Source organism: Streptomyces sp. NPDC030798, from assembly GCF_055572275.1.
Genome location: NZ_JBVIDR010000004.1, coordinates 93,320 through 118,443 on the forward strand (window position 1 = coordinate 93,320; position 25,124 = coordinate 118,443).

At 71.8% G+C, this 25,124-nt stretch carries 17 protein-coding genes and 1 pseudogene; 13 read left to right on the forward strand and 5 right to left on the reverse strand.

The features are described from left to right. Positions 1–222: 222 nt before the first annotated feature. Entirely contained in the window at positions 223–1,002 is a 780-nt protein-coding gene (gene lexA / locus ACZ404_RS11140) for a transcriptional repressor LexA (protein WP_365246406.1), read from the reverse strand. Between the two features lie 577 nt (positions 1,003–1,579). Between lexA and nrdR the strand changes: the two genes are divergently transcribed. Together nrdR and ACZ404_RS11150 are read left to right on the forward strand one after the other, a co-directional pair. Next, positions 1,580–2,131: a transcriptional regulator NrdR gene (gene nrdR / locus ACZ404_RS11145; protein WP_468438313.1), complete on the forward strand. Its 552-nt coding sequence runs from the start codon at positions 1,580–1,582 to the stop codon at positions 2,129–2,131. Positions 2,132–2,297: 166 nt separating this feature from the next. Beyond that, positions 2,298–5,189, forward strand: a complete 2,892-nt coding sequence (locus tag ACZ404_RS11150) for a vitamin B12-dependent ribonucleotide reductase (RefSeq protein ID WP_468438315.1) — start codon at positions 2,298–2,300, stop codon at positions 5,187–5,189. Between the two features lie 109 nt (positions 5,190–5,298). Here ACZ404_RS11150 and ACZ404_RS11155 read toward each other — a convergent pair whose 3' ends face one another. Continuing rightward, entirely contained in the window at positions 5,299–5,874 is a 576-nt protein-coding gene (locus ACZ404_RS11155) for a TerD family protein (RefSeq protein ID WP_468438986.1), read from the reverse strand. Between the two features lie 125 nt (positions 5,875–5,999). On the opposite strand from ACZ404_RS11155, the gene ACZ404_RS11160 reads away from it, so the two are divergent. The 3 genes from ACZ404_RS11160 to ACZ404_RS11170 all read left to right on the forward strand — a co-directional run bounded on the left by ACZ404_RS11160 (position 6,000) and on the right by ACZ404_RS11170 (position 8,352). Continuing rightward, positions 6,000–6,605 (forward strand): YdbC family protein, encoded by a 606-nt coding sequence (locus ACZ404_RS11160; protein WP_468438317.1) that lies wholly within the window; start codon positions 6,000–6,002, stop codon positions 6,603–6,605. Between the two features lie 169 nt (positions 6,606–6,774). After that, a complete protein-coding gene (locus ACZ404_RS11165; RefSeq protein WP_468438319.1) occupies positions 6,775–7,434 on the forward strand; it encodes a histidine phosphatase family protein in 660 nt (219 codons plus the stop codon). 12 nt (positions 7,435–7,446) lie between these two features. Beyond that, positions 7,447–8,352, forward strand: coding sequence for an ADP-ribosylglycohydrolase family protein (locus ACZ404_RS11170; protein ID WP_468438321.1), 906 nt, complete (start codon positions 7,447–7,449; stop codon positions 8,350–8,352). 314 nt (positions 8,353–8,666) lie between these two features. Here the strand turns inward: ACZ404_RS11170 and ACZ404_RS11175 are convergent, their stop codons facing one another. Continuing rightward, positions 8,667–10,214, reverse strand: a complete 1,548-nt coding sequence (locus tag ACZ404_RS11175; protein WP_468438323.1) for an MFS transporter — start codon at positions 10,212–10,214, stop codon at positions 8,667–8,669. A 185-nt stretch (positions 10,215–10,399) separates the two neighbouring features. On the opposite strand from ACZ404_RS11175, the gene ACZ404_RS11180 reads away from it, so the two are divergent. The 3 genes from ACZ404_RS11180 to ACZ404_RS11190 all read left to right on the forward strand — a co-directional run bounded on the left by ACZ404_RS11180 (position 10,400) and on the right by ACZ404_RS11190 (position 12,507). Next, positions 10,400–11,023 carry a TetR/AcrR family transcriptional regulator gene (locus ACZ404_RS11180; RefSeq protein ID WP_468438326.1) on the forward strand — a complete coding sequence of 208 codons (624 nt, stop codon included), beginning with the start codon at positions 10,400–10,402 and terminating at the stop codon, positions 11,021–11,023. Between the two features lie 81 nt (positions 11,024–11,104). Then, on the forward strand, positions 11,105–11,806 hold the full coding sequence (locus ACZ404_RS11185; protein ID WP_468438328.1) for a ribonuclease HII: 702 nt from the start codon (positions 11,105–11,107) through the stop codon (positions 11,804–11,806). Positions 11,807–11,874: 68 nt separating this feature from the next. Then, positions 11,875–12,507 (forward strand): hypothetical protein, encoded by a 633-nt coding sequence (locus ACZ404_RS11190; RefSeq protein ID WP_468438330.1) that lies wholly within the window; start codon positions 11,875–11,877, stop codon positions 12,505–12,507. A gap of 405 nt (positions 12,508–12,912) precedes the next feature. Here the strand turns inward: ACZ404_RS11190 and ACZ404_RS11195 are convergent, their stop codons facing one another. Further along, positions 12,913–13,533 carry a hypothetical protein gene (locus ACZ404_RS11195; RefSeq protein WP_468438333.1) on the reverse strand — a complete coding sequence of 207 codons (621 nt, stop codon included), beginning with the start codon at positions 13,531–13,533 and terminating at the stop codon, positions 12,913–12,915. Between the two features lie 279 nt (positions 13,534–13,812). Then, on the reverse strand, positions 13,813–15,975 hold the full coding sequence (locus ACZ404_RS11200) for a RecQ family ATP-dependent DNA helicase (protein WP_468438335.1): 2,163 nt from the start codon (positions 15,973–15,975) through the stop codon (positions 13,813–13,815). A 176-nt stretch (positions 15,976–16,151) separates the two neighbouring features. Here ACZ404_RS11200 and ACZ404_RS11205 point away from each other — a divergent pair, with 176 nt between their 5' ends. The 5 genes and pseudogenes from ACZ404_RS11205 (at position 16,152) to ACZ404_RS11225 (ending at position 24,691) form a co-directional block, all read left to right on the forward strand. Beyond that, complete coding sequence (locus ACZ404_RS11205; RefSeq protein WP_468438337.1) at positions 16,152–17,768, forward strand: DUF4192 domain-containing protein; 1,617 nt, start codon at positions 16,152–16,154, stop codon at positions 17,766–17,768. Between the two features lie 582 nt (positions 17,769–18,350). Continuing rightward, a pseudogene (locus ACZ404_RS11210) lies at positions 18,351–20,172 on the forward strand (glycogen debranching N-terminal domain-containing protein). A 129-nt stretch (positions 20,173–20,301) separates the two neighbouring features. Further along, a complete protein-coding gene (locus ACZ404_RS11215; RefSeq protein WP_468438340.1) occupies positions 20,302–21,060 on the forward strand; it encodes an NUDIX hydrolase in 759 nt (252 codons plus the stop codon). Between the two features lie 166 nt (positions 21,061–21,226). Continuing rightward, positions 21,227–23,641: an ABC transporter ATP-binding protein gene (locus tag ACZ404_RS11220; protein WP_468438342.1), complete on the forward strand. Its 2,415-nt coding sequence runs from the start codon at positions 21,227–21,229 to the stop codon at positions 23,639–23,641. 162 nt (positions 23,642–23,803) lie between these two features. Then, positions 23,804–24,691, forward strand: a complete 888-nt coding sequence (locus tag ACZ404_RS11225) for a FadR/GntR family transcriptional regulator (RefSeq protein WP_468438344.1) — start codon at positions 23,804–23,806, stop codon at positions 24,689–24,691. Positions 24,692–25,124 lie beyond the last annotated feature (433 nt).

The window sequence follows — 25,124 nt, forward strand, 5'->3', positions numbered from 1 at the left end:
AGAAGATTTGGGCCACCTCTTTCCTCTGAAATCCCCGGGCCGCGGGGGAAGAGTTGTTAGAAGGAGGAAAGGGGAGAGGGGAGAGGGGAGGGGGGGGGGGAGCGTGGTCGGCCCCCCCCCCCCGCTCCCGCACTCGAGGGACAGCGCAGGGCCCCGGGACCGGCGCAGGGGTCCCGGGGCCCGGTCAGGGAGCGGGCCGCATCCGGCCCGTCCGCCGCGGCGTCACACGCGCCGCAGCACGGCGACGACCTTGCCCAGGATGGTCGCGTCGTCACCGGGGATCGGCTCGTAGGCGGCGTTGTGCGGGAGGAGCCAGACGTGGCCGTCCTCGCGCTTGAAGCGCTTGACGGTGGCCTCGCCGTCGAGCATGGCCGCCACGATGTCGCCGTTCTCGGCGACGGGCTGACGGCGGACGGTGACCCAGTCGCCGTCACAGATCGCGGCCTCGATCATCGAGTCACCGACGACCTTGAGGACGAACAGCTCACCGTCGCCCACGAGCTGCCGGGGGAGGGGGAACACATCCTCGACCGACTCCTCCGCGAGGATCGGTCCACCGGCGGCGATACGGCCGACCAGGGGGACGTACGACGCGGCCGGCTTGCCGGCGGTGTCCGTGGGCTGCACGGTCACGGCCTGGTCGGAGCCGCGCACCTCGTACGCGCGCGGGCGGTGCGGGTCGCGGCGCAGGAAGCCCTTGCGCTCCAGTGCCATCAGCTGGTGCGCGACCGAGGACGTGCTGGAGAGGCCGACGGCCTGGCCGATCTCACGCATCGACGGCGGGTAACCGCGCCGCTGCACCGAGTCCCTGATGACCTCGATCACCCGGCGCTGCCGGTCGGTGAGCCCGGAGCTGTCCGCCCGGATGCCTGGAGGTCGGCCCGGCAGGGAGCGCTTGTGCCCCTCGGGATTCGTGGCTTCGTTCATCGCATGCACCGGCTCGACTCGGCCCTGGAGGCGGTCCTGGGCAGTGATGGTGGCACTGTCTGCGGTGGTGGTCACGTCTCGGCCCCTCTCGATGGTCTCCCTGCTGGACAACGGTAGTTGCTTTCGAAAGGTTGCGCCAAACACACGTTCGAGTGAAAAAGTGCGATTCACCTGACGTGACCGTGTGTCCGGGTGTATGGCTGACGCGGCCCGTGGCGGACAAAAGCGCCCATTGTTGTACTCTTCACCGCCGGGATGGATCACCTCGTGGGTGACCTCCTCAGTCTGCCATCCGGAACCCTGTCAACCGGGGCCCGGGTGGCATCTGCGCCGGAGTGCTACGCGCCCTCCGTGCGGCGACCACGGTATCTCCGTAAGTGCGGCAGGGATACGTTCGTGCGCCCGCGTGTTCGCGTGGGGCGTCCGCGGGTAGCCGGGACGTGGCCCACGGTGACGACACGCGTTGCCGCCTCGATGTATGAGCCAATCCCCACATGTAGTGCTTGGATGGCTACAGCAGCCCACAAGTTGTGTTTTCGCGGTGCCCCCGGGGTCTTCCGGACCTTCGCGATCGCCTATGCTTGGGGCTGCTTCGAGGGGCCCATGAGGCCCAGCGAGGCTATTGAGTCTGCTGTGAGGAGGGTTGGAGATCATGCACTGCCCCTTCTGCAGGCACCCCGACAGCCGTGTGGTCGACAGTCGTACGACCGACGACGGCACCTCGATCCGCAGGCGCCGCCAGTGCCCCGACTGCTCCCGTCGCTTCACGACCGTGGAGACGTGCTCGCTCATGGTGGTCAAGCGGTCCGGAGTCACCGAGCCGTTCAGCCGTACCAAGATCATCAATGGTGTGCGCAAGGCATGCCAGGGACGGCCTGTCACCGAGGACGCCCTCGCTCTCCTCGGCCAGCGGGTCGAGGAAGCGGTGCGGGCCACCGGAAGCGCCGAGCTGACCACCCACGACGTGGGTCTGGCCATACTCGGCCCGTTGCAGGAGCTCGACCTCGTCGCCTATCTGCGATTCGCCTCCGTCTATCGGGCGTTCGACTCGCTCGAGGACTTCGAGGCGGCCATCGCGGAGCTGAGGCAGGCGACGCCAGGCCCCGCCGCGGACGATGAAGACGCGGGAGCGGGGAGCCAGGAAGACGAACGCGGGCCCGGAGGGACCACACAGGTTCCCGTGCCCGCCCACGCCGCCGACTGAGACCGGCGGGCCGGAAACCGGACGGAGACCCGGGTTCCGGCCGGGGGCGGCGACCCAGGACCAGTTGCGGGCGGCAGCGTGAGGGTGCCCGCAACACACGACACACCACCGTGCCACGGGAACATCGTGGCACTTCAGGGCGTTTTTGCCCGTACAGGGAGGCGGCATGACAGAGACGGCGAGCGGTCCGGCACGAGGTTCCCGAGCCAAGGGTGCCAAGGCCACCAAGGGGCTGCGTATCGAGCGCATCCACACCACCCCCGGCGTGCACCCGTACGACGAGGTCGCGTGGGAGCGCCGTGACGTCGTCATGACCAACTGGCGCGACGGCTCGGTCAACTTCGAGCAGCGTGGCGTCGAGTTCCCCGACTTCTGGTCGGTGAACGCGGTCAACATCGTCACCAGCAAGTACTTCCGCGGTGCCGTCGGCACCCCGCAGCGCGAGGTGAGCCTGAAGCAGCTCATCGACCGCATCGTGAAGACGTACCGGAAGGCCGGCGAGGACCACAAGTACTTCGCCTCGCCCGCCGACGCCGAGATCTTCGAGCACGAGCTGGCGTACGCCCTCCTGCACCAGATCTTCAGCTTCAACAGCCCCGTCTGGTTCAACGTCGGCACCCCGCAGCCCCAGCAGGTCTCCGCCTGCTTCATCCTGTCCGTCGACGACTCCATGGAGTCGATCCTCGACTGGTACAAGGAAGAGGGCATGATCTTCAAGGGCGGCTCCGGCGCCGGCCTGAACCTCTCCCGCATCCGCTCCTCCAAGGAGCTGCTCTCCTCCGGCGGCAACGCCTCCGGTCCCGTCTCCTTCATGCGCGGCGCCGACGCCTCCGCCGGCACCATCAAGTCCGGTGGTGCCACCCGCCGCGCCGCCAAGATGGTCGTGCTCGACGTCGACCACCCCGACATCGAGGACTTCATCGAGACCAAGGTCAAGGAGGAGGAGAAGATCCGCGTCCTGCGCGACGCGGGCTTCGACATGGACCTGGGCGGCGACGACATCACGTCCGTCCAGTACCAGAACGCCAACAACTCGGTCCGCGTCAACGACGAGTTCATGAAGGCCGTCGAGGCGGGCGGCCGGTTCGGCCTGCGCGCCCGCATGACCGGCGAGGTCATCGAGGAGGTCGACGCCAAGGCGCTCTTCCGCAAGATCGCGGAGGCCGCCTGGGCGTGCGCCGACCCGGGCATCCAGTACGACGACACCATCAACAACTGGCACACCTGCCCCGAGTCCGGCCGGATCACCGCGTCGAACCCGTGCAGCGAGTACATGCACCTGGACAACACGTCCTGCAACCTCGCCTCGCTGAACCTGATGAAGTTCCTCAAGGACGACGGCAAGGGCAGCCAGTCCTTCGAGACCGAGCGCTTCCAGAAGGTCGTCGAGCTGGTCATCACCGCGATGGACATCTCGATCTGCTTCGCGGACTTCCCGACCCAGAAGATCGGCGAGAACACCCGCGCGTTCCGCCAGCTCGGCATCGGCTACGCCAACCTCGGCGCCCTGCTGATGGCCACGGGCCACGCCTACGACTCCGACGGCGGCCGCGCCCTGGCCGGCGCCATCACCTCCCTGATGACGGGTACGGCCTACCGCCGCTCCGCCGAACTTGCCGCCGTCGTCGGCCCGTACGACGGCTACGCCCGCAACGCCGACGCCCACAACCGCGTCATGAAGCAGCACGCCGACGCCAACGGCACGGCCGTCCGCATGGACGACCTGGACACCCCGGTGTGGGCCGCCGCCACGGAGGCCTGGCAGGACGTCGTCCGTCTCGGTGAGAAGAACGGCTTCCGTAACTCCCAGGCGTCCGTCCTCGCCCCGACCGGCACCATCGGTCTGGCGATGTCCTGCGACACCACCGGCGTCGAGCCCGACCTCGCGCTCGTGAAGTTCAAGAAGCTGGTCGGCGGCGGCTCGATGCAGATCGTCAACGGCACCGTCCCGCAGGCCCTGCGCCGCCTGGGCTACCAGGAGGAGCAGATCGAGGCGATCGTCGCCCACATCGCCGAGCACGGCAACGTGATCGACGCCCCCGGCCTCAAGCACGAGCACTACGAGGTGTTCGACTGCGCCATGGGTGAGCGGGCCATCTCCCCCATGGGCCACGTCCGCATGATGGCCGCGATCCAGCCGTGGATCTCCGGTGCCATCTCCAAGACGGTCAACATGCCGGAGACGGCGACCGTCGAGGAGGTCGAGGAGATCTACTACGAGGCCTGGAAGCTCGGCGTCAAGGCGCTCGCGATCTACCGCGACAACTGCAAGGTCGGCCAGCCGCTGTCCGCCAAGAAGAAGGACTCCGCGGACGAGAAGAAGGCCGAGGAGCCCACGGTCGTCGAGACCAAGGTCGAGAAGGTCGTCGAGTACCGCCCGGTCCGCAAGCGCCTCCCCAAGGGCCGGCCCGGCATCACCACGTCCTTCACGGTCGGCGGCGCCGAGGGCTACATGACCGCCAACTCCTACCCGGACGACGGTCTCGGCGAGGTCTTCCTGAAGATGTCCAAGCAGGGCTCGACCCTCGCCGGCATGATGGACGCCTTCTCCATCGCCGTCTCCGTCGGCCTGCAGTACGGCGTGCCGCTGGAGACGTACGTCTCGAAGTTCACCAACATGCGCTTCGAGCCGGCCGGTATGACGGACGACCCGGACGTGCGGATGGCGCAGTCGATCGTCGACTACATCTTCCGCCGCCTGGCGCTGGACTTCCTGCCCTTCGAGACCCGCTCCGCACTCGGCATCCACTCCGCCGAGGAGCGCCAGCGGCACCTGGAGACCGGTTCCTACGAGCCGGCCGACGACGAGGTCGACGTCGAGGGTCTGGCTCAGTCGGCGCCGCGCGCCCAGGAGCTGAAGGCCGTCGCCACGCCGAAGGTCGAGGTCGAGGAGGCCAAGCCCACCCCGAAGCAGGCGCACACCAGCGCCGAGCTGGTGGAGATGCAGCTGGGCATCCAGGCGGACGCTCCGCTGTGCTTCTCCTGCGGTACGAAGATGCAGCGGGCCGGTTCCTGCTACATCTGCGAGGGCTGCGGCTCGACCAGCGGCTGCAGCTGATGTGACACGCGGTATCTGAGGTAAGGGGCGTCGGCCATTGCCGGCGCCCCTTACCGTTCTGCCCGACGCGGCCACCCGGGAACATGCGGGCATCCGCGCCCGTGACTGCCTAGACGGCCTGAGGGCCCGGCCCGCCGCGCCGGCCCATGACCCGGGTAAACGCAGCCGGATCCTCGTCGAAGCCGTGGACGCCGGCGTGGAAGGTCCACCCGCCGGACGCGTCCCGCACGAACTCGGCGATCGTGGCCGCAGTGGCCCCGGGAATCGCTGCGAAGTCGCCTTCGGCGAGCACGGTGTAGCCCTCGCGGATGCGCATGGCCGGACCGAGCACGTCGGCGAACGTCTTGGGCCCGGGCCGCTGCTGGATGACGACACCGACCACCACGCGCGCGTACCGGCCGTCGAGCCGGTCGAGTTCGAGCGTCATGACCTCGTCCCAGCCGAACCCCTTGCCGTCCGTGCTGTCGCGGTTGAGGAAGATCGTGCCGTCCGGCGAGCGGCTGTCGAAGTGCACCAGATAGGCCGGAATTCCGTAGGGGTCCCCGGATCCGAAGGTCGCCGCGACGATGTCGAGGTCGGTGGGCGGCCGGCCCGCCGGACTGGGGTCCCACCTGAGGGAGACCTCCACCTTGCCGATTCCCTTGCTGAAGCCGGTCACCGGGCTCCCCTTCCCCCCTTGAAAGATCCTTTCCCCAACTCCCTAGGAGCCGAGGCTCGTTCCTCATCGTGCCACGCGCGCGGGGGCGCATGCGCGGGTGATCTCCGCCAGAGCGTGACCGACGCCACGTCCGCTGGCCTTACGATGGCGCGGTGCTGGTCAAGTGGATTCGCTGCACCGTGGTGGACCGCCGCGGCTTCGAGCGGGGGCAGCGGAAATGGGCGGGGCTTCTGGGGGAGCCGGGATTCCGGGGACAGGGCGGAGGCTGGAGCCGGCAGCGGCCCGGTGTGGCGCACATCTTCGCCTTCTGGGAGAGCCGTGCCTTCTACGACTCGTTCATGGCCCGCTCCCACGACCGGCTCGCGGCAGCCCAGTCCGGCACGTTCAAGAATTCCCGGGTCAAGCTGTTCGAGTACCGCTTCGACGTGAAGACCGGCTTCGAGCCCCGTTTCACGGACGCCGACCTGATCCGGGTGGCCCTCTGCCAGATCCACGAGGAGCGCGTCGAGCACTTCACCCTCATGCAGGAGAAGGTCTGGAACCCCGCGATGGCCGGTTCCCCGGGCATGATCCGGGGCATGTTCGCCGAGGCACCCGAGCAGGAGTTCCTGGTGCTGTCCATGTGGCGCTCGGCGGCCGAGCACGGCAAGTACCGCACCGAGCGGGTGGAACGCCTGGCTCTGCGCGCCCAGACCGAAGCGGACGTCGCGGCCCTCTCGGGTGACATTGTGGAACTGGAGCCGTCCTGGACTGTCTGAGCGAGCTCATGGACGGCGTCCGGGCTCGTGGACGACACCGGGACGATTTGAAAAGCAAACGCACGGATCGGGGTCCTACAACGCCCCGAGGCGCAGGATTCGTGTGACCTACGCCGTATGGGGCCCGTAGGAGTGCTCCACCGCCCCCTGTTCGATCTAGGGTTTTGGCATGGCACGACCACGGCGCATCGTCCTTGTCCGGCACGGCGAGTCAACGGGCAATGTTGATGACTCCGTGTACGAGCGGGAGCCCGACCACGCTCTCGCACTCACCGAACGCGGCCGGCAGCAGGCCGAGGAGACCGGTGAGACCTTGCGGGAACTCTTCGGCCGGGAACGGGTGAGCGTGTACGTCTCCCCGTACCGCCGCACGCACGAGACCCTGCGCGCCTTCCACCTCGACCCGGACCTCATACGGGTGCGGGAGGAGCCGAGGCTGCGGGAGCAGGACTGGGGAAACTGGCAGGACCGCGACGACGTGCGCCTGCAGAAGGCGTACCGGGACGCCTACGGCCACTTCTTCTTCCGCTTCCCGCAGGGGGAGTCCGGTGCCGATGTCTACGACCGGGTCGGCGGATTCCTGGAGAGCCTGTTCCGCAGCTTCGAGGCCCCCGACCATCCGCCGAACGTTCTCCTGGTGACGCACGGACTGGCGATGCGGCTGTTCTGCATGCGCTGGTTCCACTGGACGGTGGCGGAATTCGAGTCGCTGTCGAACCCCGGGAACGCCGAGATGCGGATGCTCGTTCTCGGGGAGAACGGCAAGTACACCCTGGACCGGCCCTTCGAGCGCTGGCGGGATCCGGTGCCGCACTGGGTCACCGGATAGAGTGGCAGAGCGATGACCGCTGACTCCTCTTCTCCCTGGCGCCTGGACCGCGCTCTCGCCAGCCTGCGCGGACTGGCGGTGGGGGACGCACTGGGCTCGCAGTTCTTCGTTCCGGTGAACTACCCCCTGCTCAAGCGCCGCGAGCTGCCGGCGGGCCCCTGGCAGTGGACGGACGACACGGAGATGGCCTGTTCCGTGGTGGCCGTCCTGGCCACCCACCGGCGCCTCGACCAGGACGCGCTGGCCCGCTCCTTCGCCGAGCACCACGACTTCGACCGGGGTTACGGCCCCGCCGTCAACCGTCTCCTCCGCCTCGTCCGGGAGGGTCGGGACTGGCGTGAGCTGGCCGCCGGCCTCTTCAACGGACAGGGCTCCTGGGGCAACGGCGCGGCCATGCGCATCGCACCCCTGGGCGCCTGGTACGCGGACGATCCGGAGCAGGCGACGCACCAGGCGGAGATCTCCGCATACCCCACGCACCAGCACCGGGAGGCCGTGGTCGGCGCCATGGCCGTCGCGGCGGCCGCCGCCCTGGTCGCCTCGCCGGACGGCCCGCCGAGCCCCGAGGCACTCCTCGACGGGGTCATCGCACTCGTGCCGAAGAGCGCCGTCGGCGCGGGGCTCCGCCGGGCCCGGGACATGCTCGACTACGGCGACGCGGCTACCGTCGCCGCCGTGCTGGGCTGCGGACGCCGTACGTCCGCCCACGACACCGTGCCGTTCGCCCTCTGGTCCGCCGCCCGGGCCCTGACCGACTTCGAGACGGCCTTCTGGACGACCGCCCAGGTGGGCGGGGACGTGGACACCACCTGCGCGATCGTGGGCGGCGTGCTCGCGTCGGGCAAGGCGGGGGCGCCCCCTGCGGAGTGGGCAGAGCGAACCGAGGCGCTGCCGGACTGGGTGCCCACGGTGCTCTGAACGCCCCGGCACTCCTCTGTCCGGCAACTCTTCGTGCTCGGCAGGAACTCTGTGTGACCGCCGCCCGTTTCCCTGATGTCCGCTGCTCGTTCGAGCCGGTCGGTGGACCGGTGAGGACGGGTGGGAGACACGGGGTGAAGGGGGTGCGCGCCGTGCTGGTCGTCGGGCTTGGGTCGCTGACGCTGGTGCTGGTCCTGCGAGTGGTCCGCACGGTCATGGCCGCGAGGGTGGTGCGGCCGGCCGGACCGTGCTCTGTGCCGGCTGTCCCCCGGCAGCGGTCCGGCCGGCCGCGGCTCTGCGCCGGGCCGGGCGGGTCAGCCGATGCCCGGGCCGGCCGTTCCGGCGAGGGCTTCGAGGTCGCTCTTGCGGACCTTGATCACCAGCCAGGCGGCGACGAATGCGAGCCCGGCCATCGCCGCGGCCGGGACGAAGGCCGCAGAGATGCCGTGCGCGAGCACCTCGTGCCCCCACGGAGCGGGGAGCTGATGCGTCTTGGCGAACTGCGCCTTCTGCTCCGGCGTCCCTTCGGCGAGGAACTTCGGCAACTGCTTCTTCGCCTCGTCCGTGCTGGCGGACCCGAAGACCGTGGTGAGGATCGACAGGCCCAGCGAACCGCCCACCTGCTGCGTGGCGTTGAGCAGCCCGGACGCCGCTCCCGCTTCGTGCTGGGCGACGCCCGAGACCGCCGTGACGGTGGCCGTCACGAAGTTCAGGCCCATACCGAACCCGAACACCAGCATCGGTCCCAGTACCCCGCCGAGGTAGGAGCTGTCAGGGCGGATGAACGTCTGCCAGACGAGCCCGATCGCCACGAGCGTCGAGCCGGCCATCATGAACGGCTTGGGGCCGAGCGTGGGCAGGAACCGCTGCGACAGACCCGCCCCGACGGCGATCGCGGCCGTCACCGGCAGGAAGGCCAAGCCGGCCTTGATCGGGCTGTAGCCGAGTACGTTCTGCACGAACAGCACGATGTAGAAGAACATCCCGAACATGGCGGCTGCCAGGCTCAGCATGATCGCGTACGTGCCGGAGCGGTTGCGGTCCGCGAACATCCTGAGCGGGGTGATCGGTTCCTTCGCCCGCAGCTCGATGAGGACGAAGGCCAGCAGGAGTACCACCGCCGCGCCGAACGAGCCGAGGGTGAGCCCGTCGCGCCAGCCGTCCTCCGAGGCACGGATGAACCCGTACACCAGCGAGGCCATGCCCGCCGTCGACGTCAGTGCGCCCGCGATGTCGAACCGCCCCGGGTGCCGCTGCGACTCGCTGATGTACAGCGGCGTGAGGACGGCGATCAGCACCCCGATGGGCACGTTGACGAAGAGGACCCACCGCCAGTCGAGCCAGTCGGTCAGCATGCCGCCCGCGAGAAGGCCGATGGCACCGCCGCCCGCCGACACGGCGGCGAACACACCGAACGCCCTGTTGCGCTCGGGACCCTCGGGGAAGGTGGTGGTGATCAACGCAAGAGAGGTGGGCGAAGCGATCGCGCCTCCCACACCCTGCAGCGAGCGGGCGGCCAGCAGTTGCCAGGGCTCCTGGGCGAGTCCGCCCAACAACGAGGCGAAGGTGAACAGCAGGATGCCGGTGATGAACACCCGGCGCCGGCCGAGGATGTCCCCGGCCCGAGCGCCGAGGAGGAGCAGACCGCCGAAGGTGAGCGTGTAGGCGCTGACCACCCACGTGAGGTCCGTGGTGCTGAACTTGAGCGCGTCTTGAATGTGCGGGAGTGCGATGTTCACAATCGTCGCGTCGAGGACCACCATGAGTTGGCAGGCCGCGATGACGGTGAGAGCGATGCCGGGATGCCCCTCCCGGCGGGCCGCACCCGGTTTCTGTTCCTGAAGCAGCTGAGAGGTTGTCACGATGGGTCCCCCACAAAGGCGTTAGTGAACGCTCGCGTTCACTGTCGCGTCAAAGGTAGTGAGTCCCCAGTAGTGAACGCAAGCGTTCACTTAATTCCGCGTCGTCGATGCCGTCCCCCTCTGTGGCGACACGACGCGGCCCCGCCCCCGAATCCCCGCTTCCCTTGCATGCTGGAGAAACACAGATGGTTACCTCGCGCTGGACGGCCGCCCCTGCTCGGACGGCTTCCCCTCGGCGGCGCGGTGCCGTGCTCGAGCGCGCGATCCTGGACGCCGCTCTGGATCAGCTCGGCACGGTCGGCTGGAACGGCCTGACGATGGAGGGTGTCGCCGCCGGCGCCCAGACCGGAAAGGCCGCGGTCTACCGGCGCTGGCCCTCCAAGGAGGACCTGGTCGCCGACGCCCTCGAGGCCGGACTGCCCCGCATCGAGGAGGTGCCGGACCTCGGCAGCGTGCGCGAGGATCTGCTGTTCCTGTGTCGGCGTGCCCGGGACGCCATGTTCTCGCGACCCGGCTTCGCGCTGCGTGCCGTGATTCACGAGTGCGATCCCGCCCAGGTCGAACGCTTCCATGGTGTGATCTTCGAAGGGGTGGTGGAGCCGACCATCAAGCTGCTGCGTGAGGTCATCACTCGCGGAATAGAGCGGGGTGACGTCCGCTCCGACGCGGCGAACGGGTATGTCTTCGATGCTGTTCCGGCCATGATGATGTACCGATCGAAGATGTGCGCAAGCGAATGGAACGACCAGGATCTCGAGGAGATGATCGACCAGTTGATGCTTCCGCTGCTGCGGCCGCACGGAGCCTGAGCCCGGCCGCCGGCGATCTCGACTCCGGCCGGCGAACCGGGGTGTCGCACGACGATCCCGGCGGCGTAACCTAAGGGCGCCATGCCGTACGAACCACCCACTCACACCGTCGAGCGCTCCCTGCGCGCCACGACCGGAGCGAAGGTCATTGCCGGTGTCGACGAGGTGGGGCGGGGCGCCTGGGCCGGCCCCGTCACCGTCTGCGCGGCGATCACCGGACTGCGCCGGCCGCCCGAGGGCCTGACCGACTCCAAGCTGCTGACCATCAAGCGGCGTACGGAACTGGCCGGGATACTGCAGTCCTGGGTGACGGCCTATGCCCTGGGGCATGCTTCCCCCGAGGAGATCGACGACCGGGGGATGACCGCCGCGCTGCGGCTCGCCGCCGTCCGTGCCCTGGACGCCCTGCCGATCCGTCCCGACGCCGTGATCCTCGACGGGAAGCACGACTATCTCGGTGCCCCGTGGAAGGTCCGCACGGTGATCAAGGGCGACCGGTCGTGCGTGGCCGTCGCGGCGGCGTCGGTGATCGCCAAGGTTCAGCGCGACAAAATGATGGCCGAACTGGGTATCGACCATGCAGACTTCGGATTTGCGGACAACGCCGGGTATCCGTCGCCCGTGCACAAGGCCGCTCTGGAGGAGCGGGGCCCCACCCCGTACCACCGCCTGTCGTGGGCGTATCTTGATGCGCTGCCCCAGTGGCGGCATCTCAAGAAGGTCCGCAGCTGGGCGGACGGAAGCGTTCCGGAAATCGAGGGTCAGCTCGGCTTCGATTTCTGACGGTTCCGCTCGCACTGATGTGCCACCCGGTCATCCGTGCCGCACCAACGTTTGATAAATATCAGCTCATGCCTCTCATTCCCGAGGAGCCTCAGATTCACGAGAGTGCCCAGGGTCCCCGCGCCACGCCGGCCAGCGGCCGTACCGCGCCGACCCCCCGCCCCGTACCCGGCCCCCGCCCCGCGGCTCCGTCCCGCCCCGGTCGTCCCGGCCCTCCGCGGCCCACGCCGCCGGTGCAGCGCACGCCGCGTGACGTGGCTCCGGCCAAGCCGGGCCCGTCCGGTCCGGCCGCTCCCGCCGCCACGGCGGCGACTCCGCAGATCCAGCTGATCCCGGCCTCGGCCGAGGGTGCGCTCGACGCCGCCGAGGAGGCGGTGGACCTGCTCCTGGAGTCGGGCCGCGCCCCCGGAGAGGTGCTGGTGATCACCACCGGTGCCCAGCACCCGTGGGCCGAGCACGAACTGTCCTTCGGTGAAGCGGCCTACTGGGCGCAGCACGACGCCGGCGACGACGTCTTCTACACGGACGCCGTCCTGGCCTCCCGTGCCGCGTCCCGGCCCGTCGTCGTAGTGGCAGTCAACGGCGGCCCTTCCACCGCTGCCGCCACCGTCCTCCCGCTGGCCCACTCCCGGGCCGGTGCCCTGCTGATCGTCTGCGGCGACCCGCAGCAGATCAACTCGGTGCTGGGCGCGGGCGTCTGAGTCACGCCCGGCCCCTCGGGGCATCGGCGTGACGAAGAGGTGGCCCGGAGCACGTCGCACGGTGCGGCGTTCGGCATGCCCGGATGACCGGCCCTGGCCGTCCACCGCCGGGACGGCCGTCGGCCGGTGCCTGGAGCCGTGCCCGGCCGAGCCCGAGCGGACCGGGACGAAGCCGTCGTAGCCGTCGTCGGGGCGAGCCTGTGATCGGCCTGTGTCGTCAGGGACGCAGGAGCGCGTGTGCCGACGTTGTCCGGCACGCTAGGGGCGCTCGGCCGGCGCCGCTCCGCGCAGGAGCCCTGGTGCGAGCCCGGACGGGCGCGTGCCTGAGCGCTCGCCGCCGGGGCAAGCCGGCGGCGGCGCTTCCCGGACGGCCCTGCCCCGTGGTCCCGGGTGCCGACGACCGCCTCAGCGGGCGGCCGCGCGGCGCAGGACCTCGGAGACCGGGCCGCCGGTGCGCGGCGGCAGGGGAAGCGCTTCCGACAGAGCGAAGGGCTCCGGCTCCGAGTGGGCGTTCGGGCGGCGCCCGCCGCGGCCCTCGCCGAGCACCTGCCAGCCGTCTCCGGTCAGCGTGATGTATGCCCCGCAGCGCAGCCCGTGCAGCGTGCAGGCGTCGCGCAGCCCCCACATCCAGGCGCCGTCCTCCTCCGTCCAACGTGCTTCGCCGTCACGGCAGTAGAGCAGCACGGCGGTGCGTACCGGGGTGCGGCGGCGCAGATCGTGCGGGATCACCCGGCGCAGTTGGGCGAGCAGCGCGTTGCGGAACATCCAGCCGTCGGCAGGGGCCGGACGGCGGACGAACGAGGCGCTGGCGCACAGCCGTTCCTCGGGATCCAGCACGGCCACGATCGCCGTGGACGGCTGGGGACGATGCCGGGCGTGCAACCCGCTGACGACCTCACGAGGGTTGCGCAGCAGGGGAATTCCGGCAGCAGCCCACTCCGCGGGCTCGAGCAGGCGACTGGCGGACGCGGCGGACGCGGACGGCGACAGCGAGGCCGCCGAGGTCGAGGCGAATCCGAAGGTCACGTTCCTCCCTTCGGCTACGCGCCCACACTGAGGGCGAGGTCGGATTCGGGGGAGCGCGCACCACAGCAAAGCCCAACCGATCAGAGCGAGCCGTGCGGGGAGCGGACTTCAATTCTTCCTGTCGAACTTGGATGCGGCAACGAGCAATTGGGGCCACCGACGGTTATCTGGTGGTGCGTGGCTTATATCCCTACCCACAGGAGGAGCCGCTGATCCCTGGGGCGTTCGACCACGGCACGTGCGTGCGCCGTGGTCGGCACGGAGGATTACAGCGGGCGGTCAGCCCTGCACGGCCAGTACCAGAGGCAGCACTCCGCCGGCGCCGGCCCGTCTGAGCAGGCGTGCCGCGACGGCGAGCGTCCAGCCGGTCTCCGTGAAGTCGTCCACTAGCAGGACCGGGCCGCCCGCCTCCGCGAGCGCGGCGGTGAGGGCGGGCGGCACCGTCAGCGCCCCGGTCAGGGCCTTGAGGCGCTGGGCGCTGTTGCTGCGCGGCACCCGAGGCACGTCACCGGCGTACTCCACGGATCCGAGCAGCGGCAGCCGCCCGATCTCGGCGATGCGGGCACCCAGGGAGCCGATCAGGGCCGGCCGGGTGCGCGAGGCCACGGTGACCACACCCACGGGCCGGGCCCCGGCGGCCGCACCGGAAGCCCAGCCGCCGGGTCCCTTCGCCCAGTCGGCCAGCACCTCCACCACGGCTCGCGCCACGTCGTCCGGCACAGGCGCGTCCGGTGCCTGGGGAGCCAGCAGGGGGCGCAGCCGGTTGCCCCAGCCGATGTCCGACAGTCGGCCCAGAGCCCTTCCGGGGGAGGCCTGTTCACCCGCCGGGATGCGTCCCTTCAGGTCGATTCCGATGGCCGGGAGACCCGTCGGCCACATGCGGCGCGGCTCCACCTCGACCCCGGCACGGCCGAGGTCGGCACGCGCCGCGTCCAGGGCCGCCGTGGAGGCGCCGACGGTGAAGCGCGGGCCCGCGCAGTTGTCGCAGCGGCCGCAGGGCTTGGCGCCCTCGTCGTCCAACTGGCGCTGGAGGAACTCCATCCGGCACTGATCGGTGGACGCGTAGGCGCGCATGGCCTCTTGTTCCGCCTTGCGCTGGCGGGCCACCCAGTCGTAGCGCTCGGCGTCGTACGACCACGGCTGCCCCGTCGCTACCCAACCGCCCTTGACGCGCCGCACCGCTCCGTCCACGTCGAGGACCTTCAGCATCGTCTCCAGCCGGGAGCGGCGCAGCTCCACCAGCGGCTCCAGCGCCGGCAGCGACACGGGACCCTCGGCCCGGGCGAGAACGTCCAGGGTGCGGCGCACCAGGTCCTCGGAGGGGAAGGCGAGGGAGGCGAAGTACGCCCAGATCGCCTCGTCCTCCGCGCCCGGCAGCAGCAGCACCTCGGCGTGCTCGACGCCGCGCCCGGCCCGTCCGACCTGCTGGTAGTAGGCGATGGGCGACGAGGGCGAGCCGAGGTGCACGACGAACCCGAGGTCCGGCTTGTCGAAGCCCATGCCGAGCGCGGAAGTGGCGATCAGCGCCTTGACCCGGTTGCCGAGCAGATCGTCCTCGGCCTGCTGGCGGTCCGCGTTCTCCGTCCTGCCCGTGTACGAGGCGACCGCGTGCCCGCGCTGCCGCAGGAACGCCGTGACCTCCTCGGCCGCGGCCACGGTCAGCGTGTACACGATGCCCGAGCCCGGCAACTCGTCGAGGTGGTCCGCGAGCCAGGCCATCCGGTGCGCCGCGTCCGGCAGCCGCAGCACGCCGAGGCTCAGGCTCTCCCGGTCCAGCGGCCCGCGCAGCACCAGGGCGTCCGAGGTGCCGCCGGTGCCGAGCTGCTCGGCGACGTCGGCGGTCACGCGGGCGTTCGCGGTGGCGGTGGTGGCCAGCACCGGGACGCCCGGCGGGAGATCGCCGAGCATGGTGCGCAGCCGCCGGTAGTCCGGGCGGAAGTCGTGGCCCCAGTCGGAGATGCAGTGGGCCTCGTCCACGACGAGCAGTCCGGTCGCCGCGGAGAGCTTGGGCAGGACCTGGTCACGGAAATCGGGATTGTTCAGCCGCTCGGGGCTGACGAGCAGCACGTCGACCTCGCCGGCCGCGATCCCGGCCTGGACGTCCTCCCACTCCTCGGTGTTGGCCGAGTTGATGGTCCGGGCGTGGATGCCGGCCCGGGCCGCTGCCTCCACCTGGTTGCGCATGAGCGCGAGCAGCGGGGAGACGATCACCGTGGGTCCGCTGCCTCTGGCCCGCAGCAGCGAGGTCGCCACGAAGTACACCGCGGACTTGCCCCAGCCCGTGCGCTGCACGACCAGGGCCCGGCGCCGGTCGGCGACCAGCGCCTCGATCGCCCGCCACTGGTCCTCGCGCAGCCGGGCCGTGCCCGTGGCGTCCCCGACGAGCCGGGCGAGGACGGCGTCGGCCTGCGCCCGGAGGTCCGTGTTGCTCGTGTGCTCCATGCATCCCATACAACAGGACGCCACTGACAACCGGCCGGGACCCCGGCGGCGAGCGGACGCCTACGAGGCCCGGCTGTGGACGAACCGCCGGCGACGGCTGCCTGCCTTGTCGTGTCCCTGATTCGAGTTGTCCACAGGCTCAAGCGGAATCCTGGGGTCCGCGAGATCGTCTGCGCATGACGAACCACAGCGAAACGACCGGATCCTTCGAAAACGGCGACATCGCCGGACGAGAGCCCCTGGACGAGCCGTCCGCGCACGACACCCAGGTCACCCTGCGCACCCCTGCCGAACTGGCCGACGCCCTGCCCTACCTGCTCGGTTACCGGCCCGAGGACAGCATCGTGCTGGTCGCCCTGCACGACCGGGGAGGCCGCGGCAGGTTCGGCGGACGGGCCCGGCTGGGCATCCCGGCGAGCAGCGAGGACTGGGGCGAGGCCGCCCGGCAGCTGACCCAGGGCTTCGTGGCCACCAGCGAGCGACGCGGCGCCCGGCCCGAGCGTCTGGTCGCCTTCTTCTGTCAGGAACCCGCCCGGGGCGACACGGGCCGGGACGTCATGCTCCGGCTCGCACCGCTCGCCGAAGCGGTGCGAGCGAAATGCAGCGACCTCGACATTCCGGTGATCGAGTCACTGTGCATCTCGGAGGGCCGATTCTGGTCCTACAGCTGCCGGTCCGAGGGCTGCTGCCCCGACGCCGGTACGCCCATGGGCCTGCCCGGCACCTCGGTCCTGGCCGCCGCGGCCACCTACGCCGGTATCCAGGTGCGCGGCACGCTGCGCGAGTTGCGGGCCAGGCTGCTGCCCTGGGAGACCGGTGCGGCCCTCGAGCAGGAGGTCGCTCTGGACGCGGCCGGTATGACACTGGTGCCCCGCATCCTGGACGGCACGGCCCGCGTGAGTGTGGCCGAGGAGACCGTCGAGCTCGCCGGGCGGATCATCCGCAGGTTCGCCGCGGCGCCGCCCGTGGCCGGCACCCACCCGGCGGACCTCCGCGACGACGAACTGCTCGGCCACGACGAGGCGGCCACGCTGATCCTCGGGCTCCAGGACCGCACGACCCGCGACCGCGCGGCGGCCTGGATGGAGGGCGACGAGGCCGCTCCGGCGCTACGGCTCTGGCGCGCGCTGGCCCGTCGCTGCGTCGGGCCCTACAGCGAGCACGCCGCCGCCCCACTGACCCTCGCGGGCTGGGTCGCCTGGTCCACCGGCGACGAACTGGAGGCCCGTGAGGCCTTCGCCATGGCCCTGGGCGCAGACCCCGACTACCTCTTCGCCCGCCTGCTGCACCAGGCCTGCAACGAAGGGCTCGACCCCGAGTCGATCCGCCGCTGCCTGCGCGCGGAACGCGAGGTACGCGCCCCGGCGGAGACGGCCGAGACGGCCGAAACGGCGGAGATGGCGAACTCGGCGGAGACAGCGGAGACGGAGGACTCGGCGGAGAAGGCGGACTCGGCGGAGGAAGAGGCCTTGGGCCAGCCCTCGAAGACAGCTGACGAAGATCCCGGAGCAGCGGCCCTGCCCGAGGCACACCCTGCCGGTCGTCCTTCGGGGACCGGTGGCCGACGCCGACGCCGGACGCGGGCTGCGCAGGACGGCGACACCGGCTCCCGTCCGGGGCGAGGCGACGACAGCCGGCGCCGCGCGGCCGGATCCCACCCTCAGTCGTCGGCGACCGGAACCACGCGTCCCGGCAGCGCGCCGAAAGGCGGCATGCGGACGCGCGCGGGCGACGGCATGAGCGGCGGCGCTGCGGCGGCGACCGGCCGGCGGGAGACCGAGGGGGACCGATGACCAGCGCCCCGGGGGGGCGGCGACCGGCGCCGGCCCTGCCCCGCCCGCACCTGGCGAGGCCGCCCTTCAGTGGGCATCCGGCGGGCGGGGCGTGACCCGGACGAGTGGATCTCCGTTCACCTGAGTGGCGGAGCGCGTGCAGGGGCCGCACCTCGGACGCGGCTCCGGCGCCTCCGCCCGCGCCCTGCGCGTCCGAGGCCCACCGAGCGCGGAAGAAGCCACCACATGCACCAGCAGCCGACTCGGTCCTCCACCACCGACGACGAACGCCTCCCCGGGGCCGGACGCGCGCTGTTCCAGCGGGCCGAGGCGGGCACGACCGCCGTCAAGGCCGGTGGCACTGCCAGTCCGCCGGCGGCCCTCAGCGCGCCACCGGCACCCCCGGCCGCCGACGCTCGGGCCCGACCCTCGGCCCGGCCCTCCACAAGCAGGCCGCGCCGCCCCATCGGCGCGGTGTCGCCCGGCACCACTCTGGGCACGCCCTGGCCGACGCCCCAACCCGCCTCCGACCTGCCCCCCACGCACATCGTCCTGATCTGCGTCGCCCTGCCGCATCTCGCCGTCTCCGGGGAGCAGGGGCAGTTGACCGGCCGGGGGCTGGAGGGGTTCTACCGGGGTGGGCGGCGGCTGCTCTCGCGGTGCCAGGTCCGCGTGGCCGGGCGCGAACCGCTCCCGGTGCAGGCCAGGATGACGGGGGCCGACCGGGCCCGGTTCGTCGGGACACTGCGCGTCACCACGGCGGCAGGCCCCGACCCCGATGTCGTCGTCGAGCGGATCCGGGACGCCGACGGAACCGAGCGCCTCACCCTCCACAACGCGGCCCCGCGACCCCTGCGCCTCCCGGTGGAGATCGCCCTCGGCACGGACCTCGCCGACCTCGGTGCCATCGCGGCGGGCACGGCCGGCCCCGAGCTCCCGGCCGATGTCCACGGATCGGGCCTGCGCTGGACCTCGGCGGTCGGCGGCGCCTGCGTCACCGCGCACCCGCCGCCCGCCGACGCACTGGCCACCGCCGGACTGCTGCGCTGGGAACTGGACCTGCCACCGGGCGGATCCGCAGGCCTGGAACTCCGCGTTCGGGCGGACGGAGCGGCACCGCTGCGTGCCGTGGGCCAGGCCGCGACCAGCCCCCTCGCACCCGCCCGGGCGGCAGGCGACGACCCGCGGGTGGCCACCCTGCTGCGGGTCACCCTCGACGATCTCCAGTCCCTGCTGCTCCGCGACCCGGCCCACCCCGCCGACGTCCATCTGGCGGCGGGCGCACCCTGGCGCTGCGGCCTGGCACCGGCCGACGCACTCGCCGCCGCCCGCATGGCGCTGCCCCTCGGCACCCGGCTCGCCGCCGGTACGCTGCGCACCCTCGCCCGCACCCAACTCCCGGGCCCCGGCCCCCGGGCCGGAATGATCCCCGGTCCGAGACGCGACACCGGCCCGCTCCTTCCGCCCGCCTGTACCGGCACGGAGGCCACGCTCCTCGGAGACACAGGAACTGCTGCCCGCGGCCGAGCGCTGCCTGAACTGGCTGATGACCACCGTCGGCGACGGCATCCGCCTCCCCGACCCGCAGCCGGGCGGCCCCGTCCGCTGCGAGACCCAGGCCCATGCCCATCGCGCGGCGGTCCTCGGAGCCGATCTCCTCGACGCGTACGGCAGACCCGGGGGTACGGCATTGCGGCAGTGGGCCCGGGCCGCGCGGCACGCGTTCCTGTCGGACTTCTGGATCGAGGACCGCGGCGGTGGCCGCCCGGCGGCGGCCCTGGCACCGGACGGCCGTCCCGTCCCGCACCTCGGCTCCGCCATCGTGCACCTCCTCGACACCGGACTGCTCGGTTCCGGCAGCCTCGCCCCCGGCCTGCTCGACAAAGTGCGGACGGACCTCCTCGCCCGGCTGCTCGGCAGCCCCGCGATGGACTCGGGCTGGGGCCTGCGCGGCCTCGGCGCCAAGGAGGCGGGACGCAATCCGTTCGGACACCGGACCGGAGCCGTGCGGGTCCACGAGACCGCGGTCGCCGTCGCCGGACTGGCCGCCGCCGGATACGAGAAGGAGGCGAGCGGCCTGCTCAAGGGGCTGCTGGCCGCTGCGGAACACTTCGGGCACCGGCTGCCGGAGATGTTCGCCGGCGAGCAGCGCACCGCCGGGAGTGCTCCTCTCCCGCACCCGGCGGCCTGCCGCCCGGCGGCCACCGCCGCGGCCTCCGTGGTCCTGCTCCTCACCGCGCTCGCCGGCATCCGGCCCGACGCCCCCGCCCGCACCGTCACCCTGTGCCCGGTGCGGAGCGCGCCCCTCGGCGAGATCTGCCTGACCGGGCTCCGCGTCGCGGGCGCCCCCTTCGCCGTCCGGGTCGGCCGACTGGGACTCGCGATGGTCGAGGAGGCGGAGGACGGCCTGCAATTGGGAGTGTGACCTCGCACGACGCGACGGCACGACGAACGGGAGACCGCCCTGAGCCCCATACCGGAACGAACCGGATCCGCCCTCTGCGCGGCCCGGGAAGGGAGTGTTTATCGTCAGGAAGACGACTATGATCGCGGCATGCCCTACGACCCGTCAGCCTTTCCGCCCTTCGCCGTCACCGTGGACCTGGTCGTGCTGACCGTGCGCCGCCATGCCCTGTGCGCGCTGGCGGTACGCAGGGGCGAGCCGCCGTTCCAGGGGCGCTGGGCGCTGCCCGGCGGCTTCGTACGGGCCGACGAGGACCTGTCCCAGGCGGCGGCGCGCGAGCTGGCGGAGGAGACCGGGCTGCGTGCGCACGACCCCTCGGTCCCGGTCCAGGACAACGGCGCCCACTTGGAGCAGCTCGCCACCTACGGCGATCCGAAGCGGGACCCCCGGATGCGGGTCGTCAGCGTCGCGCACCTCGCTCTCGCCCCGGACCTGCCCCCTCCCCGGGCGGGCGGCGACGCGAGCAACGCGCGCTGGGCGCCGGTCGAGGAACTGCTCCAGCAGGGCGGATACGGCCGGGACGGCGAGCCCGTGGCACCGCTCGCCTTCGACCACGCCCAGATCCTCGCCGACGGGGTGGAGCGGGCCCGCTCCAAGATCGAGTACTCGTCGTTGGCCACCGCCTTCTGTCCGCCCGAGTTCACCGTCGGCGAGCTGCGCCGGGTGTACGAGGCGGTGTGGGGCGTGGCGCTCGACCCGCGCAACTTCCACCGCAAGGTCACCGGAACGCCCGGCTTCCTGGTTCCGACGGGTGGGACGACCACCCGCCAGGGCGGCCGCCCGGCCCAGCTCTTCCGGGCCGGCGGAGCCACCCTGCTCAACCCGCCGATGCTCCGTCCCGAGGTCTGACGCCTGCGCCGCCTGGTGCCGGGCCGAGTGGGCGGGTGCGTGGGATGTGCCGGGGGCGGCCTGTCCCTCGAACGGAGGACACGAGTCCGCCCTCGACTTGCGCGCCACCGAAGAACAGATAGGGGGATACCCGAAAAACCGGACATCCCGCGCTATCTTGCTGCAGGTGATCCAGGCCTTCGGACTGACCAGCAACCCCCGCAAGGCGCACCCGCCGGCCGTCGACGACGTCACCTTCGAGGCGCGCGCCGGCCATGTCACCGCGCTCCACGGAGCTGCGGGCGCCGGCAAGACGACGGCGCTGCGACTCATGCTCGAACTCCAGCAGGGTCGCGGCATCACCTACTTCAGGGACAGGCCCCTGCACCGGATCCCCCATCCGTCTCACGAAGTCGGTGTGCTGCTCGGTGACGTGTCCGGTCATCCGGCCCGCTCGGTCCGCGGCCACCTGCGCATGCTGTGCGCGGCGGCGGGGGTTCCCGTCCGGCGCGCGGACGAGGTCCTGGAGGTGGTCGGCCTCGTCAGCCTCCGCGAGGAACGCCTCGGCACCCTGTCCCACGGCATGGACCGCAGACTCGGGCTGGCCTGCGCCCTGCTGCCCGAGCCCCACACGCTCGTGCTGGACGAGCCCACCGAGGGGCTCTCCACCCGGGAGGCGCGCTGGCTGCACGGCATGCTGCGCGCTCACGCGGCCCAGGGCGGCACGGTGCTGTTCACGACGGCCGACCCCAAGGAGGCCGCACGCGTGGCCGACCGGGTCGTCACGCTCGACGGCGGCAGACTCGTCGCGGACCAGGCGGGCAAGGAGTTCGCCCGCACCCGGCTGCGTCCCCGCGTGGCCGTACGCAGCCCGCACGCCGCCCGCCTCGCCGCCCTGCTCACCAAGGAGGCCCGCAGCGACCGGCGGTCGGTCGAGGTCGTCCGCGAGGGCGGCAACCGCCTGTCCGTGTACGGCAGTACGACCGCCGACATCGGCGAGACCGCCTTCCGGCACGGCATCCTCGTTCACCAACTGGCCGACGAGGTGGGTGACATGGGGGCCGGTGACAAGGTGCGTGCCGCCGAGAAGCCCCTGGCGGTAGGCGGTGCACAGGCCGCCTTGGACCACTCGCCGCAGGCGCGGGCACATGCCGTACCCGGTGCGGCGCCGGAGAAGGCCGCCGCCGGGTGTGCGCAGGCGGCCTCCGAGATCCCGCGCGGGGAACAGGAGCGCGCCGTATCCACCGTTGCGGCGCCGGACGCCGAACCGCAGCAGGGCGCCGCCGGCGAGTGGCCACGGGCCGACGAAACCCAGGTCCACGGTTCCACGCCGGGGCACACGACGATCGTCAAAGCCACCGCGGCCGACGGCACAGCACAGGCCGAGGTCGCCGCGGAACCCGACCACACGCTCCCGGGCGCCGCCGCCGAAGCGGCCACCGCCTCCCTTGGTCCGGCCTCCGACGTGGACGGTGCGTCGGACGGGCCTGCTTCCGGCGCCGACCCCGTGACCGCCCCCGACGAAACCACATCCCAGCCCGACCCGGAGGCCGCGGCCGAAGCGCGCGCGCGGGCCGGCGGACCGGACACCACGGACGGCAGCACTCCCGCGGCCGGAGCCCGGGCCGACGCTCCGGCCGCCGCCGACGGCAGCGCTCCCCTCGGCGGCGCTCCCGCGTCCGGTGTGACCGTCCCCGGCGCCCGTACCCCCGGCGCTCCGGCCCCCGGCAGCCGCTCGCGCCAGGCCGACCGGCCCACGCCTGCGCGTACCCAGGTGGCCACTGCGCTCGACGCTCCGTCCTCTCTCCCGCCGCCCATCACCGTCCGTCCCGCTCCCAGCCCCCTTCGCCCGCTGCGCTACGAGGTGCGGCGCGCCGCCGGGATCGGCACCGGCTTTCTCGTCTGCGGGGTCGCCCTGGTGGTGTCCGCGCTCATCGCCGTACTCCTGGCCGCCATCGGTCACACCCCGCAGGCGCGGTTGTTCGCCGCGTGGCCGCGGGAGCTGCCGCTGCCGCCGGCGGCGCTCGCCGCGGGGCTGCTCGGCGCGCTGGCGTTCGGAGACGAGTTCCGCCACCCCACGCTGGCGACGGACCGTGGCGCCGTGCCCCGCCGGCTGGGGCTGCTCACCGCCAAGCTCCTCGTCTCCGGGGCCACCGCCCTGATGCTGGCCTTCCTCACCATGGGTTGCGACGCCGAAGTGCTCTATCTCCTCTACGGCCGGGAGCTCACGGAAGTTCCCGCGGACTGGCTCTCGCTCACGGCGAGTTGGTTCGGGCTACTGGTCGGGTGCGCCTGGGCCGGGGTCCTGGCGGCCGGCCTGTTCCGCTCCACGACGGCGGGTCTGGCCGCCGTTCTCGCCGTGCCCGTCCTCGTCGTCCCCGTGGTGCACAGGGTGCTGCAGGGGCCGGGTCCGCGGACGGCGGCCGGCTTCCCGGTACGGGTGCGGGAGGTCTTCCTGCTGCAGTGGCCCTTCGGAGGGGAGCGGTACGTGGCCGCCCTGGCCCGCGTCGTCGCCCAACCCGTCGGCGGCGCAATGACGTTGTCCCTGGCCACGCTGCTGTGCGCGTACCTGTACATGACGCTGCGTACCAGAGTCCGGTGACAGACGTGCGTACGTTTCCGGTCCCGCAATGTGCACAACTCCCCGGAGAGCGCCCGTTTCTTTCCGATAAGGCGTCAATTGCGATGGCGTGAGCGATCACCCTTTCGTGTGCTTTTCACCAAAGCCCTCAAGGCAGTTGGAGGCGACGCCGACAAAGGATCCGTGAGTACCCTTGCGCACACCATGATGACCGCCGCCCGCTCCGCCGACTCAGGTCTGGCCGGCCCGGGCGAACTCGACCGCTACCCCTACACCGAGGCCCCGGTGGCCGACCGTGTCGGAGCGCCGGCCTGGGAAGGGGCGGACCCCGAGCTGGGCCGCGTGGGCCGGCGCGCCGCAGGCAGCCGCGGACGCGGACTGCACGGCCAACTCGTCCAGCAGCTGGGTCAGATGATCGTCTCGGGCGACCTCGGGGCGGACCGCCCGCTGGTGCCGGAGGAGATCGGCCAGCGCTTCGAGGTCTCCCGCACCGTCGTCCGTGAGTCCCTCCGCGTGCTGGAGGCCAAAGGCCTCGTCAGCGCCCGCCCGAACGTCGGCACGCGCGTGCGTCCCGTCAGCGACTGGAACCTCCTGGACCCGGACATCATCGAATGGCGGGCCTTCGGGCCGCAGCGCGACGATCAGCGCCGCGAGCTGAGCGAGCTACGCTGGACGATCGAGCCGCTCGCCGCCCGCCTCGCCGCCGGGCACGGGCGCGAGGACGTGCAGCAGCGCCTGTCCGACATGGTGGAGATCATGAGCCACTCCATGGCGCAGGGCGACGCGCTGACCTTCTCGCGTGCCGACACCGAGTTCCACGCCCTGCTCATCCAGATCGCGGGCAACCGCATGCTGGAGCACCTGTCCGGGATCGTCTCGGCGGCACTTCAGGTCTCCGGCGGCCCGGTCACCGGCTGTGAACGGCCGAACGAGGGCTCCCTCGCGCAGCACGCGCGCATCGTCGACGCCCTCGGCACCGGGGACGGCACGGCCGCGGAGGCGGCCATGCGCCAACTGCTCACCGTCCACCCCGAGGTGGAGCGCGTGGTTCCCGCCCCGCGCGAGCACTGACCGCACAAGGCGGTGCGGTCGCCAGTGTGCCGCGTTCTCGTGGTCCTCATGGCGGCGCCGGTCCTCGCTGACCGGCCGTCGCCGGGCCCCGCCGGACCCCTCGGAGTCCGGCGGGGCCCGGCGGTGCGACGGGCTGCCGCGGCCGGCGGAGCGGTTCCGTTCGGCGCACCGATGATCTCATCTGTCCACATCTGACAGCTTTTGACCGCTTACGGGGTGTGACTCGGGCCACGCAGATTGGGCGTAACGCTCCCGGGAGCCGTGCGATGACCTAAGAGGTGACAGCCGCGGAGGGAATACGGACGCCATACACGGCGCTGTGCATCTTCCCCGGCCCCCGCCCGCTCCGTCGGCCCATCCCCAGGCCGGTGGTCGGCCACCGTCCGCTGTGGACGGGGCCGGAAGCCGTTTTCCAACGTTCCGAGAGGTTGTT